The sequence below is a fragment of the Methylobacterium sp. GXF4 genome, assembly GCF_000272495.1.
Classification (GTDB): domain Bacteria; phylum Pseudomonadota; class Alphaproteobacteria; order Rhizobiales; family Beijerinckiaceae; genus Methylobacterium; species Methylobacterium brachiatum.
Genome location: NZ_AKFK01000046.1, coordinates 14,406 through 28,813, shown reverse-complemented (window position 1 = coordinate 28,813; position 14,408 = coordinate 14,406). Strand labels below are relative to the sequence as shown.

Annotated in this window: 12 protein-coding genes; 3 read left to right on the top strand and 9 right to left on the bottom strand. The window is 71.6% G+C overall.

Features of this window, described 5'->3' with window-relative positions; all coding sequences use genetic code 11:
- Positions 1 to 8: 8 nt before the first annotated feature.
- Together WYO_RS04885 and WYO_RS04880 are read right to left on the bottom strand one after the other, a co-directional pair.
- On the bottom strand, positions 9 to 635 hold the full coding sequence (locus tag WYO_RS04885; protein WP_039902337.1) for a cyclic nucleotide-binding domain-containing protein: 627 nt from the start codon (positions 633 to 635) through the stop codon (positions 9 to 11).
- Positions 636 to 726: 91 nt separating this feature from the next.
- A complete protein-coding gene (locus WYO_RS04880; RefSeq protein WP_007559790.1) occupies positions 727 to 2,076 on the bottom strand; it encodes an NAD(P)/FAD-dependent oxidoreductase in 1,350 nt (449 codons plus the stop codon).
- 178 nt (positions 2,077 to 2,254) lie between these two features.
- On the opposite strand from WYO_RS04880, the gene WYO_RS04875 reads away from it, so the two are divergent.
- Together WYO_RS04875 and WYO_RS04870 are read left to right on the top strand one after the other, a co-directional pair.
- On the top strand, positions 2,255 to 2,959 hold the full coding sequence (locus WYO_RS04875; protein ID WP_007559788.1) for a sulfate transporter family protein: 705 nt from the start codon (positions 2,255 to 2,257) through the stop codon (positions 2,957 to 2,959).
- Positions 2,960 to 3,052: 93 nt separating this feature from the next.
- Entirely contained in the window at positions 3,053 to 4,339 is a 1,287-nt protein-coding gene (locus tag WYO_RS04870) for an efflux RND transporter periplasmic adaptor subunit (protein WP_007559786.1), read from the top strand.
- A gap of 319 nt (positions 4,340 to 4,658) precedes the next feature.
- Here WYO_RS04870 and WYO_RS04865 read toward each other — a convergent pair whose 3' ends face one another.
- Complete coding sequence (locus tag WYO_RS04865) at positions 4,659 to 4,955, bottom strand: plastocyanin/azurin family copper-binding protein (protein ID WP_244424064.1); 297 nt, start codon at positions 4,953 to 4,955, stop codon at positions 4,659 to 4,661.
- A 343-nt stretch (positions 4,956 to 5,298) separates the two neighbouring features.
- On the opposite strand from WYO_RS04865, the gene WYO_RS04860 reads away from it, so the two are divergent.
- On the top strand, positions 5,299 to 8,118 hold the full coding sequence (locus WYO_RS04860; protein WP_047170749.1) for an EAL domain-containing protein: 2,820 nt from the start codon (positions 5,299 to 5,301) through the stop codon (positions 8,116 to 8,118).
- A 42-nt stretch (positions 8,119 to 8,160) separates the two neighbouring features.
- Here WYO_RS04860 and WYO_RS04855 read toward each other — a convergent pair whose 3' ends face one another.
- The 6 genes from WYO_RS04855 to rpiA form a co-directional block, all read right to left on the bottom strand.
- Entirely contained in the window at positions 8,161 to 9,543 is a 1,383-nt protein-coding gene (locus WYO_RS04855; protein WP_007559780.1) for a 3-deoxy-7-phosphoheptulonate synthase class II, read from the bottom strand.
- 208 nt (positions 9,544 to 9,751) lie between these two features.
- Positions 9,752 to 10,072: an RNA polymerase sigma factor region1.1 domain-containing protein gene (locus tag WYO_RS04850; RefSeq protein WP_007559779.1), complete on the bottom strand. Its 321-nt coding sequence runs from the start codon at positions 10,070 to 10,072 to the stop codon at positions 9,752 to 9,754.
- 54 nt (positions 10,073 to 10,126) lie between these two features.
- Positions 10,127 to 11,509 (bottom strand): glutathione-disulfide reductase, encoded by a 1,383-nt coding sequence (gene gor, locus WYO_RS04845; RefSeq protein ID WP_007559778.1) that lies wholly within the window; start codon positions 11,507 to 11,509, stop codon positions 10,127 to 10,129.
- Positions 11,506 to 12,663: an O-antigen ligase family protein gene (locus WYO_RS04840; protein ID WP_039902336.1), complete on the bottom strand. Its 1,158-nt coding sequence runs from the start codon at positions 12,661 to 12,663 to the stop codon at positions 11,506 to 11,508. Before WYO_RS04840 ends, gor begins: the two co-directional genes overlap by 4 nt.
- Before the next feature lie 334 nt (positions 12,664 to 12,997).
- Positions 12,998 to 13,561: a DUF2059 domain-containing protein gene (locus WYO_RS04835; protein ID WP_007559776.1), complete on the bottom strand. Its 564-nt coding sequence runs from the start codon at positions 13,559 to 13,561 to the stop codon at positions 12,998 to 13,000.
- 30 nt (positions 13,562 to 13,591) lie between these two features.
- On the bottom strand, positions 13,592 to 14,305 hold the full coding sequence (gene rpiA, locus WYO_RS04830; RefSeq protein ID WP_007559775.1) for a ribose-5-phosphate isomerase RpiA: 714 nt from the start codon (positions 14,303 to 14,305) through the stop codon (positions 13,592 to 13,594).
- Between the last annotated feature and the right edge of the window lie 103 nt (positions 14,306 to 14,408).

Below are 14,408 nucleotides of genomic sequence, written 5' to 3'. Positions count from 1 at the left end.
CGGCGGCGCTACAGCGCGTCGCCGCGGGCGGCCACGGGCTGCGGGGCGGTCTGGACGCTCTGGAACAGCCGCTCGCTGGTCAGCTTGAGGAAGTAGAACCCGAATTCCGGGTTCTGGTAGTAGAGCTGCTTCACGTCGGAATAGGACACGCACAGCGTGTTACCGGCCTCGATGCAGATCAGCGAGGCGGTCCGGGTGTTGCCGGGCGCGAGCAGGCCGAGCTCGCCGACGATCCCGCCCTTGCGCACCTCGATCCCGACCTCGGGGATCCGGAACGCGCCGCTCTCGACGTAGTACATCTCGCCCGCGGCATCGCCCTTGCGGAACACCACCTCGCCGATCCCGAATCGGCGCTGCGACCCGAACGGGCGCAGCCATTCGAGGGAGAGGTTGCCGTCGGCGGCGGTCTCGACGTCGCGCACCAGGCGCATCATCTGCCAGAGCCGGTAGGCGTTGAACGGGATCTGGATCGCCTCGGTGAGCACCACCGGCATGCTGCCGATCAGGATCCCGTAGGTGATCACCGCGCAGCTGGCGCAGAGCGAGATGATCCGCAGCGGGATCATTGTGCTCATCGCCGAGGCCGAGATGGTCAGCGCGGTACCGAGGTAGCCGATCGCCTCAATCCAATCCACGCGCGCCTCCGCCAGCTCCCGAGCCTTGAGCGGGATGCCCGTCCCGCCGGGCTCCGGCAAGACGCGCGGCGGCGGGCGGCGCGCATGCGCCTCAGCCTGTGCCCGCGCGGATACGCTCGGCCGCGTCCGCGGCGGCGCGGGTGCCCTCCTCGTAGGCGCCCCCGACCGTGCCCCATTGCAGCCGCGACAGCGCCTCGCCGGCGAACCAGATCGTGTCGGCGAGCGGCGCCTGCAGGAACGCGCGGGCCGGCGCGTGGCCGGGGGGCACCACCGCCCAGGAGCCGCGCGCCCACGGATCGTGCCGCCAGGCGCTCACCGCCGGGATGGTCAGGTCGCGCAGCCGCGCCCGGCCGAACTGCTCGGCCAGGACCGAGCGGACGTGGCGGCGCACCCCATCGGGCCCGGACCCGGCCGCGTCGAGCGCCTCGGCCTCGTGCACGTCGAGCTCGTAATAGTGGAACGGCGTGCCGTCGATGCGGGTGAGCAGGCCGGGGGGCGAGCGCCGCGTGCCGTGGATCGCCGCCAGCCGGTCGCGGCCCTGGAACGGGCTCGACGGCCAGTGCAGCACGGCGTGCTCGTAGAGGCCGGTGGAGAAGCCGTCGATCGCCGCCCGGACCGCGTTCGGCAGCGGCGGCGAGAAGGAAGGCCCGTCGCGCAGCACCATGACCGGCACCGTCACGATCACCGCCCGGGCCCGGTATTCCGCGCCGCCGGCGGTCTCCACGCGCACGCGCCCGTCCGACCAGTCGATGCGGGTCACGGGGCTCGAGAGCGCCACCGGCAGGTCGTTGGCGAGCCGGGCGAGGTAATTGCCGTAGCCCCCGGCCAGGAAGAAGTTCTCGCTGTATTCTAGGCTCGGGAAGTCGTGCAGCGACACCTCGCCGAGCGGCCGGCCCGAGACCAGGCCGTGGACCTGCGCCACCCGGGATCCCCAGGGGCCGAGGCCCGGCGGCAGGGCGCTTCCCGCCGGCCGGTCCGGCCCCGGCTGCGCGGCGCCGCGGGTCATCGCCCGGTCGGCCCGGTCGAAGGCTCGGGCATTGGCCCGGACCTCGTCGGGGCGGCCACGGCGGCGGTCGACCCAGACATGGCTTTCCTGGGGCGCCAGCTTCAGGCGCTCCCCGCGCGCCCGGCCGAGGGCCACCAGCGGGTTGATCGGCCCGGCATGGAGCCAATGCGCCCCCAGATCGAGGGCGTGGCCGCGCAGCGAGACCGTGAAGGCCCGGCCGCCGATCCGGTCGCGCGCCTCAAGCACCGCGACGCTTACGCCCCGCTCCACCAGGGTCCGGGCCGCCCCGATGCCGGCGGCGCCCGCGCCGATCACCAGCACCTCCGGATCCTGGGGCAGCGGCGCGAGGCGCGGCCGGTAATCGGGCGTGTGCGGCGGGTCCGCCGAGTGCCGCTCGGCTGCCCGGGGAGAAGTCGTCGAGGTCGAGGCCGTCATCCTGGCGTCCTGCACGCGCGCTCCTGTCCGCTCGCTCCGGTGCGGCGGCGCCCGGCCTTGCGCCGGTGGCCGCACCCCTTCACAACGCTGCCGCGCCGGGTCCGGCGCCCGAATCCCGACCTCATGCGCCCCTGCGGGTTCCCCCGGCGGCGCGCTCGCAAGCCGGAAACCCCGCCCGATGATCGTCGAGTCCGCCGCGGCGGCTTTGCGCCAGACCTTCTCCCCGCCCCTGCGGGCGATCCTGTGGAAGTCCCTGGGCCTGACGCTCGGGCTCCTGGTCCTGCTGTGGCTCGGCCTGACCCGTCTGGTCCAGGCCTTCCAGGCGAGCCACCACATCTCCGCCCAGTACCCGATCCTCGACAGCCTCGCCTACTACCTGGCCGGGTTCGGCCTGTTCGTGGTGCTGGCCTATCTCATGCCGGCGATCTCGATCCTGGTGGCGGGCTTCTTCCTCGACGACGCCGCCGCGATCGTCGAGCGCACGGATTTCCCGAACGATCCCCCGGGCCGGCCGATGCCGCTCGGCACCGCGATGTTCTACGCGGTCCGCTTCGCGGGTGTGACCCTGCTGGTCAACCTGGCGGCCCTGGTGATCTTCTTCGTGCCGGTGATCGGGATCGCGGCGTTCTTCGGCGCCAACGCCTACCTGCTGGCCCGGGAATATTTCGAGATGGCGGCGGCCCGGTTCCGGTCGTTGCCCGAGGCCGCCGCGATGCGCCGGACCTTCGCGATCCGCACGTTGAGCGCGGGCTGCCTGATGTCGGCGATGATGGTCGTGCCGATCCTCAACCTGCTGACCCCGCTGTTCGGGATCGCCCTGATGGTCCACCTGCACAAGCGCCTCACCGGGCGCCTGCGCCTGCAAGGTCCGGCGGCGCGCTAGCGCCCGCTGCGTCGAAGCCTCGCGCTGGTCGGCACGGACTTTGCCCGCTACCCTGGTGCGAGCCGGGCGCTGCTCGGGGTGGAGAGCCGATCGATGAAGGCGCACGACGCGGCGCAGGGCGACACCCGAGAGATTCCCCCGGCCCCCGGATTCGCCCCGTTCCTCCTGGTCGGGCTGGTGGCCGCCGGCCTGCTCGGCTACGGCGCCTACAATCACTGGCAGCGGGACGTCGAGGCCACCGCAACGCTGGAGGGGATCAAGACCCTGGTGCCCCAGCTGCGCACCATTGTGGCGGAACGGGCGGACGGGCCGCTCGATCTCACCCTGCCAGGCGAGACCCAGGCCTTCGCCACCGCGTCGATCGCCGCCCGCGCCACCGGCTACATCGCCGAGCGGCGGGTCGATATCGGCTCCCGCGTCAAGGCCGGCGACCTGCTCCTGCGCATCGCCGCCCCGGATCTCGACCAGCAGCTCGTCCAGGCCGAGGCGCAGGTCGGCCAGCTGCGGGCGCAATTGCTCCAGGCCCAGGCGCAGGTCGAGCAGGCCCGCGCCAACGTCAATCTCGCGAACCTGACCAACAACCGCACCTCGACCCTGGCGGTCCAGGGCTGGGCCTCGCGCCAGAATGCCGACACGTCGCAGGCCGGCGTCCTGTCGCAGGCCGCGACCCTGGCGGCCGCCGAGGCGGGGGTGAAGGTCGCCACCGCCAACATCAAGTCGCAGGAGGCGGTGGTCGAGCGGCTGAAGGCGCTTACCGCGTTCGAGCGGGTGGTCGCGCCGTTCGACGGCGTGGTCACGACCCGCAACGTCGATGTCGGCGATCTGGTCAAAGCCGACAACGGCGGCACGCCGCTGCTCAGCATGGACCAGGACAGCACGCTCCGCATCACCGTGAACGTGCCGCAGAACGATGCGGTCGGCGTCAAGCCGGGCGTCCAGGCCGAGATCAGCGTGCCTCAGATCCCGGGGCGGCGCTTCGGCGGCTTCGTCGAGCGCAGCTCGGTGGCGCTCAACGCCGCCTCGCGCACCCTGACCACGCAGGTCGACGTGCCCAACCCCGACCGGGCCCTGCGGGCGGGGCTCTACGCGGCCGTGACCCTGAAGATCCCGCGCACCGAGGAGAGCGTCGCGGTCCCGGCCGAGGCGACGGTGTTCAAGAGCAACGGCCTCCAGGTCGCCGAGGTCGGCGAGGACGACCGGGTGACTTGGCGGACGATCAAGGTGCGGCGCGATCTCGGGCGGGTGCTCGAACTCGAATCGGGCTTGGCGGCCGACAGCCACATCGTCTTCAGCCCGCCCCCGGAGCTGCGCGACGGCCAGACGATCGAGCGCGTGAAGCCCACGCCCCAGGCCAGGCCGATCCGGGCGGCGGAGCGGTAAGGGCTTCCGGTCGGTCTTGAAGCGGGCCTCTGCCGCCCCTCCCACCCAACCCGCCATCCTGAGGCGACGGAGCAGAGGGGGCCTCGAACACGGCCTCCCGAAATCGCGCGGCTTCCGGAGGGCTCCGTCGAGGCCCGCTGCCGCGGGTTTTCGAGATGAGGGGATCGATGCTGGTCTACGCATCAACCGTCATTGTGAGCGCAGCGAAGCAACCCAGGGAAACACGATATTCGGGCCGCGCGCATCGCCCTAAATTGCTCCGCTGCGCGCAAGGACGGCGAGCGATCGAACCGCGAGCGCCGTCCCCCATCGAAGGGGGTCAATTCACCTTCACCACCAGCTTCATCTTCGGATGAATGCCGCACAGCACTTGGAAGGTGCCGCGCTCGGTGAAGGTGACCGGCGTGCGGCTGCCCGGCTCCTGGTCGCCGGAATCGAAGCTGAACGTATCGGATTCGACGAAGACGTGATGCAGCAGGTCGCTGTCGTCGTTGACGAACATCACCGTCTCGCCCCGGCTCAACGCGAGGTTGCCCGGCTGGAACGCCCGGCCCTTCTGCGACACCATCAGCCCGGAGGCTTCGAGATCGCCGATCAGGATCAATCCGCAGATCATCCCCAGCGCCAGAGCGGCGAAAGCCGGAAGGGCCGATCGCCCGCGGGGCTGTGCGAACAAACTCGACGCTGCGGGGGGCATGCTGTTCCTCGGGCTCGTCGCGGCAATCTACCCGAGATTTTATTGAGAAATCATTTTCGCGATGCCTCGTGTTCCGGCCATTTCGGCTGTTTGGGCAGTGATCGCGATACCAAAACGGTTGTTCACGGGTCGATTCGGCAATCCACCCGGCTAATCGCGTCTTAACATGTAGCAATTACGGTCCGCTGCACCTGTCACACGGCGGCCCGGTGCGATGCGAGACCCCGAGAGAGCGACGGACGAACGCGAACCCTCGGGTTCGATGCGCGCCGTGCGCGGCATCGCGGGCCTGCCCGCCACGATCCGCGGCCGGATCTTCGTCGCCTTCCTGGGCATGAGCCTGCTGTCCGGCGCGCTCGGCCTCTACGCCGTCGTGGCGATCTCGCATGTCGGGGCGCTCGTCAATCGCACCTATGACGAGTCGCTGATGTCGATCAACTACGCCCGGGCGACCGCGGCGGATTTCGCCAAGATGCGCAGCGCCTTCGCGCGCCGGACCCATACCCGCGACGCCGCCGCGGCGACCAAGCTCGACGCCGAGATCGCCGAGCTCTCGACCACCCTCTCCGAAGACCTGACCATCGCGGTCGAGCGCTCGCAATCGGACCGGTCGGTGCGCACCGCCGGGGCTGTCCAGGCCGCGGTGGCCACGTGGGAGGAGATGCGCCGCAGCCTCGATCCGGCCACCGCCCGGCCCGAGCGCTGGGACGCCCTGGACCATCAGGCCAACGTGGTGGACGGCCAGATCGACCTGCTGGTCAACTACACCGCGGGCGACGGCTTCACCTTCCGGCAGGCCGCCCGGATGCTCGTCGCCCGAGAGATGCAGGTCAACGCCATCGTGGCGGGGCTGGCGGTGTTCGCCTGCGCGATGATCGCCTGGCTGCTCAACCGCCGCATCACCGGACCCCTGGCGGATGCCTCGGCGGCGGCGGAGCGGATTGCCAGCGGCCGGCTCGACGACCGGATCCCGGCCGGCGGTCGCGACGAGCTCGGCAGCCTGCTGCGCTCGATGGCGGTGATGCGCGACAACATCCGGGCGATGATGCAGCGCGAGGTCAGCCAGCGCCGCGTCGCCGAGGCCCTGGTGACCGACGCGCTCCAGACCTCCCGCGAGGGCGTGATCGTGGTCGATGCCGAGGGCGTCATCGCGCTCGCCAACACCCAGGCGCTGCACTTCTTCGACGGGCTGGAGGCCGCGATCGCGGCCGGCCTGTCCCTGTCACGCCCCGCCCCCGGCTCGCCGAATCTCGACGAGTGCTTCCGGGCGCTCGCCCGCGACGGCGAGATCCGGCTGGCCGACGGGCGCTGGTTGCGGGTGAGCCGCAGCGCCACCCAGCAGGGCGGCTTCGTGGCGGTGTGCAGCGACATCAGCCTGCTCAAGGAGCAGGAGGACCGGCTCACCGCAACCAACCTGCGGCTCGACGCGGCTCTGGACAACATGTCCCAGGGGCTGTGCCTCTACGATGCCCAGCACCGCCTGATGGTGGTGAACCGCCGCTACAGCGAGATCTACGGCCTGCCCGCCGGCGCGATCGTCCCCGGGATGTCCGCGCAGGACGTGCTGCGGGTCAGCCTCGCGGCCGGCAACCATCCGGGCAGCGACCTCGCCGCCCTCCTCCGCCAGGAGCACGAGGCGCATCGCGGCGGCACCTGGCACACGCAGTTCCAGGAGCTCGCCAACGGCCGCACGGTCTCGATCGACCGGCGCGAGACCGCCGATGGCGGCTTCGTGGCGACCTACGAGGACGTCACCGAGCGCCGCCGGGCCGAGGCGCGCATCGCCTTCCTGGCGCATCACGACACGGTGACTGGGCTTCCGAACCGGGAGGCCCTGGGCCAGCAGATCGACCTGGCGGTGGCCCAGGCTGGGCGCGATGCGGGCTTCGCGGTCTTCGCCATCGACCTCGACGATTTCCGGCCGGTGAACGAGACTCTGGGGCACGGGGTCGGGGACGAGCTGCTGGCCGCGGTCGGCGCCCGGCTGACCGCCTGCGTGCGCGAGGTCGACTGCGTCGCCCGGCTCGGGGCCGACGAGTTCATCGTCGTCCAGCGGGGCGTCGACCGTCCGGAGGAGGCCGCGATCCTGGCCCGGCGGATCCTCGAGGTGCTGAGCGCGCCCTACAGCCTGAGCAACCACGAGATCAGCGTCGGGCTGACCATCGGCATCACTCTGGCGCCGGGCGACGGCGCGAGCTGCGAGAAGCTCCTGAAGAACGCGGAGGTTGCCCTCGACCGCGGCAAGACCGAGGCCCGGGGCTCGTTCCGGTTCTTCGAGCCCGAGATGGATGCCCGTCTCCAGGCTCGGCGCATGCTGGAGCGCGACCTGCGCGACGCGCTGGCCCGCGAGGCGTTCGAGGTCTACTACCAGCCGATCTACAGCCTCGCCACGGACCGGATCTGCGGCTTCGAGGCCCTGCTGCGCTGGAACCACCCGAGCCGCGGCTTCGTCTCGCCCGCCGAGTTCATCCCGATCGCCGAGGAGCTCGGCCTGATCGTCCCGCTCGGCGAATGGGTGCTGCGCCGGGCCTGCGAGGAGGCCGCCCGCTGGCCGGACGGGCTCAAGGTCGCGGTGAACGTCTCGGCGGTGCAGTTCACATCCGCGAGCCTGGTGACCGCGGTGCGCGAGGCCCTGCGCCGGACCGGCCTGCCCGGCCGCCGGCTGGAGCTCGAGATCACCGAATCCGTGCTGGTCGCCAATCCCGGCGCCACCACCGCGATCCTGCACAGCCTCAAGGCGCTGGGCGTGCGGGTCTCGATGGACGATTTCGGCACCGGCTACTCGTCCCTGAGCTACCTGCGCAGCTTCCCGTTCGACAAGATCAAGATCGACCAGTCCTTCGTGCGCGACCTGTGCCTGAAGGACGGGACCGACTTTATCGTCCGCGCGGTGATCGGGCTCGGCACCAGCCTCGGGATGACCACCACCGCCGAGGGCGTGGAGACCGAGGCCCAGCTCGCGCATCTGCGCGCCGAGGGCTGCGACGAGGTCCAGGGCTACCTGATCAGCCGCCCGGTCCCGGTCTGCCAGGTGGGCGAGGTCATCCAGCGCTGGAACGGCGCAGCCCGGGCGATCGCCTGACGGGCCCCTCCCCCGTGGCGGGGGAGGGATTGGCGCGGCGCATCACTCGGCCGCGTCGAGGCGCGGACGCTCCACATGGCTGCGCTCGGCCTTGACCAGCTCGGCCGTGCGGAACGCCACCTCCAGCGCCTGCTCGGCGTTGAGGCGCGGATCGCAGTAGGTGTGGTAGCGGTCCTGCAGGTCGTCGGCGGTGAGCGCCCGGGCGCCGCCGGTGCACTCGGTCACGTCCTTGCCGGTCATCTCGAGATGGATGCCGCCCGCGAAGGTGCCCTCGGCCCGGTGGACGCCGAAGAAGCCCTCGATCTCCTGCATCACCCGGTCGAACGGCCGGGTCTTGTAGCGGCCGGCCGCGACGGTGTTGCCGTGCATCGGGTCGCAGATCCAGACCACCGACCGCCCTTCCCGCTCGACCGCCCGGATCAGGCCCGGCAGGTGGTCGCCGACCTTGTCGGCGCCGAACCGGCAGATCAGGCTCAGACGGCCGGGCTCGTTCTCCGGGTTGAGCAGGTCGACCAGCCGGATCAGGCCGTCCGCCTGCATGGACGGGCCGCATTTCAGGCCGATCGGGTTCTTGATCCCGCGGGCGTACTCGACATGGGCATGGTCCGGCTGCCGGGTCCGGTCGCCGATCCAGAGCATGTGCCCGGAGGTCGCGTACCAATCGCCCGTGGTCGAGTCGACGCGGGTCAGCGCCTCCTCGTAGCCGAGCAGCAGGGCCTCGTGGCTCGTGTAGAAGTCGGTGGTCCGTACCTCCGGATGCGTCTCCGGGTTGATGCCGATCGCCCGCATGAAGTCGAGCGCGTCGGTCATGCGGCCGGCGACATCCTGGTAGCGCGAGGATTGCGGCGAATCCTTCACGAAACCCAGCATCCAGCGATGCGCGTTCTCCAGGTTGGCGTAGCCGCCGGTGGCGAAGGCGCGCAGCAGGTTCAGGGTCGCGGCCGATTGCCGGTAGGCCTCGAGCTGGCGGCGCGGGTCCGGCGTGCGGGCCTCCTCGCTGAAGCCGATGCCGTTGACGATGTCGCCCCGGTAGCTCGGCAGGCTCACGCCATCGAGGGTCTCGGTCGGCGAGGAGCGCGGCTTGGCGAACTGCCCGGCGATGCGCCCGACCTTCACCACGGGCGAGCCGCCCGCGAAGGTGAGCACCATCGCCATCTGCAGGAACACCCGGAAGAAGTCGCGGATGTTGTCGGCCGAATGCTCGTCGAAGCTCTCGGCGCAGTCCCCGCCCTGGAGCAGGAAGGCCTCGCCCGCCGCGACGCGCCCGAGCGCCGTCTTCAGCTTGCGGGCCTCACCGGCAAAGACCAGCGGCGGAAAGCTCGCGATCTGGGTCTCGACCGCCTGCAGCGCCGCCGAATCCGGATAGGCGGGGACCTGCTGGATCGGCAGGTTCCGCCAGTTCTTCGGTGTCCAACGCTCGGCCATGACCTCTCTCCGCGCACATCCTTCGTGCGATCGCGCGTGACGCGCGAAGCGCGGCTTATAGAGAGGTTCCCGGGCCCTTGCGAGTGCCGGATTCCTGAGGGCAGGCAGGAGCCTGAAGCAGAGTTGTTTGTCTGGCGCGGCTGAGCTCAGCGCTCGGCGGACGTTTCTTCGCCGATCCGGCAGGCGAAGTCTTGAGATTGGTCTGGCCTCACGCCTCGCCGTCCTCGACCTCGATCCCGTGCTCGGCCAGGATCCAGAAGATCGCCTCAAGATCCTCCGCCGAGACGTCGCGGGGCGGCAGCGCTTCCTCGAGGTCGTCGTAGGTGAGGCAGCGGCTGCGCAGGGTCTCGGCCTTGGCGAGCAGCCGGTCGATCGCCCGGCGGATGTCGGCGGGCAGCGCGTCGTGGCTGGGGACCCGGTAGCTGAAGGCCGGCCGCAGCGCATCGGCCAGCAGGCCGTCGATGATCGCCTGACGCCGCGCGTGCGCGTCGTCCTCGCGATTGCCCTTGCCTGCGCCCTGCTTACCCATGACCCTGATATGGCTCGGCCGCGCACCGCGTCGAGACCCCGCGACGCGGCGAACTTAACCGACCCCTACGGGATGCTTGGTCACCTCCGGCACCCGCATGGTCACGAGCTCCTCGGCGGCGGTCGGATGGACCGCGATGGTGCGGTCGAAATCCGCCTTGGTGGCGCCCATCGTGACCGCGATGCCGACCGCCTGGATCAGCTCGCCGGCATCGTGGCCGAAGAGGTGGACGCCCACCACCCGGTCGCTGGCGCAATCGACCAGCACCTTCATGAGGATCCGCTCCTCGCGGCCCGAGAGCGTCGCCTTCATCGGCCGGAAGCGCGCCTTGTAGACGTCGATCTTGCCGTAGATCTCCCGGGCGGCGGCCTCGGTATGGCCGACGATCCCGATCTCGGGGGTCGAGAACACCGCGGTCGGGATCAGCCGGTGGTCGACGCAGGACGGCTTGCCGCCATAGACCGTGTCGGCGAAGGCGTGACCCTCGCGGATCGCCACGGGGGTCAGGTTGGCGCGGTTGGTGACGTCGCCGACCGCGTAGATCGAGGGGACCGAGGTCTGGGAATAGGCGTCGACCGGGATCGCCCCGGCGGCGTCGGTCTCGATCCCGGCCTTTTCCAGCCCGAGCCCGGCGACGTTCGGGCGCCGGCCAGTGGCCACCAGGACCTGATCGGCCAGGATCTCGGAGCCGTCGTCGAGGCGCGCGCGCAGCCCGTCGGCGCGCCGGTCGATCCGGGTCAGCGTGCGGCCGAGCCGCAGGTCCATGCGCCGGCCATAGGCCTCGGCGAGGGCGTCGCGGACCTCGTCGTCGAAGCCGCGCAGCAGACGGTCGCCCCGGTGGAGCAGGGTCGTGCGGCTGCCCAAAGCCGCGAAGACGCCCGCGAACTCGACCGCGATATAGCCGCCGCCGATCACCAGGATGCGCTCGGGCAGGCTCTCCAGCTCGAACACCTCGTTCGAGGTGATCGCCAGCTCGATCCCGGGCACCGCGGGCTCCTTCACCGGATGCCCGCCGACCGCCACCAGGATCCGTTCGGCCCGGACGATCCGGTCCGATCCGAGCAGGCGGATCGTGTGCGGATCCTCGATCACGGCGCGCTCGGGCACGATCTCGACGCCGGCGCGCATCAGGTTGGTGTCGTAGATCCCTTCGAGCCGGGTCACCTCGGCGTCGCGGCGCTGCTTGAGGACGCGCCAGTCGAAGCGCGGGCGCTCGACCGTCCAGCCGAAGCCCGCGGCGTCCTCGAACTCGTCGGCGAAGCGGCCGGCATAGACCATGAGCTTCTTGGGCACGCAGCCGCGGATCACGCAGGTGCCGCCGACCCGGTATTCCTCGGCCAGCATGACCTTGGCGCCGTAGCCGGACGCGATCCGGGCGGCGCGGACGCCCCCCGAGCCGCCGCCGATGACGAAGAGGTCGACGTCGAAGGCGCTCATGCGGGGCCGTCCATCTCGGGTTCCGTCGCGGCGGCGCGCGGCGCAGCTGCACGCATCCAGGTGATGGCAGCGCCGAGCCCGGCCGTCCACCACGCTGCCCAACCATTGTGCTCGACGAACGCGATGGCGGCCGCGCAGGCGACGAGACCCAGTGCCGCGGCCCGGTCGGGCTGCGGTAGCCCGGCGATCCGGCCGAGCATCAGCAGCAGGACCAATGTCCCCAGGAGCGCGCCGGGCAATCCCAGCTCGGCCCAGACCTGCAGGAAGCTGTTATGTGGGTGGCCGACCCCGAGGAGGATCCGCATCTCCGGCGCGACCGTGCCGGCCACCGGGGTCTCGGCGAAGCGCGCGCTGGTGCCGAATCCGGCTCCGCGCCACGGATCGGCCGCGACGGCCGCGCCGAAGCTGCGGGCGATGGCGACCCGGGCCCGGGAGGAGGACTGGACCAGGCGCTCATGCGCCGCCTCGGGCATGACCTTGGCGAGCAGGTCGCCCTCCACGGGCGCGAGGGCCACGGCGAGGCCGAGGCCCAGGCCCGCCAGACCGATGCCGGCCCGCCGGGGCAGCAGCCGGGCCAGGGCGAACAGCCCGGCTCCGGCCAGCAGGCCGAGCTGCGCAGCGCCGCTGATCGAGCGCAGCACGCCCAGGGCGCCGAAGACCAGGGTGGCGACAGCGAGACCTCGGGCCCGGGTCCGCCAGAGCACGAGGGCCACGGGGCCAGCCACGAGATCGAGGGTCAGGGCCGGCCGATTGTGGACGAAGGCCGCGACCCGGCGCCCGAGCGCGCGTTCGAGGGCGAGGTCCGAGGCGAGGTCGATGGCGATGATCAGGCCCGCCAGCCCGATCGCCGCCGCTGCGAGACGGGGCGCGAAATCCGGGATCCGGCCGGGGGCGAGGCAGGCCAGCAGATAGGCGGCGATCAGGGTGGGTAGGAACTCGCCCAGCACCCGCAGCGACGCGGCCGGGAACGGGCTCCAGGCGAAGGAGACGAGGCACCAGGCCAGGAAGGCGAGCGCCACGAGGCCGAGCGGCCTCCGAAGCGGCGCCAGCAGGCTTGGGACCAGGCTGCGCCGATCCTCGACCCAGCGTGCGGCGAGGTAGGCGAGCGCGGCGAGGCCGATGACGGCCGGGCTGGACCGGTTGGCGAGCACCATCGCCAGCGGCAGGACGGCGAGCAGGGTCGCGCCGGCCGCGTAGAGGCGGTGGGTCGTCTGCGCGGAACGTGTCTGACCGCGCGCGCGCGCCGGCATGGAGTTCAACGGCATCGGATGTCCAAGGCGCCCCCGTCATCGAGCGAGGATGTTCACACATCTTCGGTCGTGGCGCGGGTCCCCTCTCCCGTGCGGGAGAGGGACAGGGTGAGGGGTGCGACCGTTCCGGAGAAACCTGGTCCCTCACCCCAACCCTCTCCCGCACGGGAGAGGGGGCGCGTCGCGGTTTGCGCGGGCCGAGGTCGTCGGCGCGGCGGTCGATCCGCCGGCGCAATCCTCACTGCATCTGGTGGCCGCGCTTGCCCATCTCGGCCCGGACCCGGACCATGACGTATTCGGACACTTCCTGCGTCCAGTCCTGCATCTCCTGCACCATCTCGTCGAGGAGCTGCGGCTGGGCCTCGACATAGCGCTTGCCGGCCGGCGAGCGGAAGAAGGTCGCGATCTCCTTCAGCTCGGGCTCCGGGAACTTCGCCGCGTAGGTGCGGGCGGCGATGTCGATCATGCGCTGCTTCTGCAGCTCCATCTCCGGCTGAAGGGAGGCCAGGACCTCGTCGAGATCCTTGGTCAGCTCGGGCCGCGTCACGGTCTGCTTGCGGATCTGGTCGGCGAAGGCCGGCAGGACCGAATCGAACGAGCGGGCGATGCCGGAGCTGAGCATCACCTCGCGCGCGAGAGCCAGATGGCTCGGCGTGTAGGTCGGCGTCGCGGCGGCCGGCGTGTTCGGCTGCGCCGCCGGCTTGGCGGGGGCCGTCTTGTTCGCCTGGGCCGAGGCCGGGTGCGGGAGGATCGTGACCGCGGCGAGGGCCAGGCCGAGCGCGGCGGTGAGGCGACGGGACATGCTGAACGTTCCTGCGAGGAGTATGGCGCTTCAGACCAAGCTGCCGAGAACGGTGACCTCGGCCTGCCCGTCCCGATTCGCCGCGAGGATCGCGGCGTCGGCGATGCCGAGGAACAGGCCGTGCTCGACCACGCCCGGCACCGCCCAGAGGGCGGCCCCGAGCGCGTCCGGATCGGGGATGGCGCCGAGATGGGCGTCGAGGATGTGATGGCCGCCATCGGTCAGCAGCGGCTTGCCGGCCGGGTCGCGGCGCAGCCGAACCGGGCCGGAGCAGCCGACCCGGGCGACGGCCGCCTCGACGGCGCGCTGGGTCGCGGTCAGGCCGAACAGGTTCACCTCGATCGGCAGCGGGAAGGCGCCGAGCCGGGCGACGTGCTTGGCCGCGTCGGCGATCACCACCATGCGGCGGCTGGCGCAGGCGACGATCTTCTCCCGCAGCAGCGCGGCGCCGCCGCCCTTGATCAGGCGCAGCTGGTCGTCGACCTCGTCGGCGCCGTCGATGGTCAGGTCGAGCTCGGGCTGCTCGTCGAGCGTGGCGAGGCGGATGCCGAGGCCCTCGGCCTGGAGCCGCGTCGCTTCCGAGGTCGGCACGCCGACGATGTCGAGCCCGTCGCGGACCCGCTCGCCGAGCAGGGCCACGAACGCAGCCGCGGTCGAGCCGGTGCCGAGGCCGAGCCGCATGCCGGGCTCGACCAGGTCGAGGGCGCGCGACGCCGCCGCCCGGCGCAGGTCCGGCCCGCTCACGGCCGGGCTGCCCGGTCGGCGGGGTGGATCGAGATGTCGCGCATGCGGGGCAGCCGGGCTTCCTGAGGCGGTCGCGCGGCCCCTAGCACGCCGCAGGGCGGAC

What these genes read in the sequence shown, in the direction of transcription:
- WYO_RS04880 (WP_007559790.1), bottom strand. Translation starts at nt 2,076, where the DNA reads ATGACGGCCTCGACCTCGACGACTTCTCCCCGGGCAGCCGAGCGGCAC.
- WYO_RS04875 (WP_007559788.1), top strand. Translation starts at nt 2,255, where the DNA reads ATGATCGTCGAGTCCGCCGCGGCGGCTTTGCGCCAGACCTTCTCCCCG.
- WYO_RS04870 (WP_007559786.1), top strand. Translation starts at nt 3,053, where the DNA reads ATGAAGGCGCACGACGCGGCGCAGGGCGACACCCGAGAGATTCCCCCG.
- WYO_RS04865 (WP_244424064.1), bottom strand. Translation starts at nt 4,955, where the DNA reads ATGATCTGCGGATTGATCCTGATCGGCGATCTCGAAGCCTCCGGGCTG.
- WYO_RS04860 (WP_047170749.1), top strand. Translation starts at nt 5,299, where the DNA reads ATGCGCGCCGTGCGCGGCATCGCGGGCCTGCCCGCCACGATCCGCGGC.
- WYO_RS04855 (WP_007559780.1), bottom strand. Translation starts at nt 9,543, where the DNA reads ATGGCCGAGCGTTGGACACCGAAGAACTGGCGGAACCTGCCGATCCAG.
- WYO_RS04850 (WP_007559779.1), bottom strand. Translation starts at nt 10,072, where the DNA reads ATGGGTAAGCAGGGCGCAGGCAAGGGCAATCGCGAGGACGACGCGCAC.
- gor (WP_007559778.1), bottom strand. Translation starts at nt 11,509, where the DNA reads ATGAGCGCCTTCGACGTCGACCTCTTCGTCATCGGCGGCGGCTCGGGG.
- WYO_RS04840 (WP_039902336.1), bottom strand. Translation starts at nt 12,663, where the DNA reads ATGGTGCTCGCCAACCGGTCCAGCCCGGCCGTCATCGGCCTCGCCGCG.
- WYO_RS04835 (WP_007559776.1), bottom strand. Translation starts at nt 13,561, where the DNA reads ATGTCCCGTCGCCTCACCGCCGCGCTCGGCCTGGCCCTCGCCGCGGTC.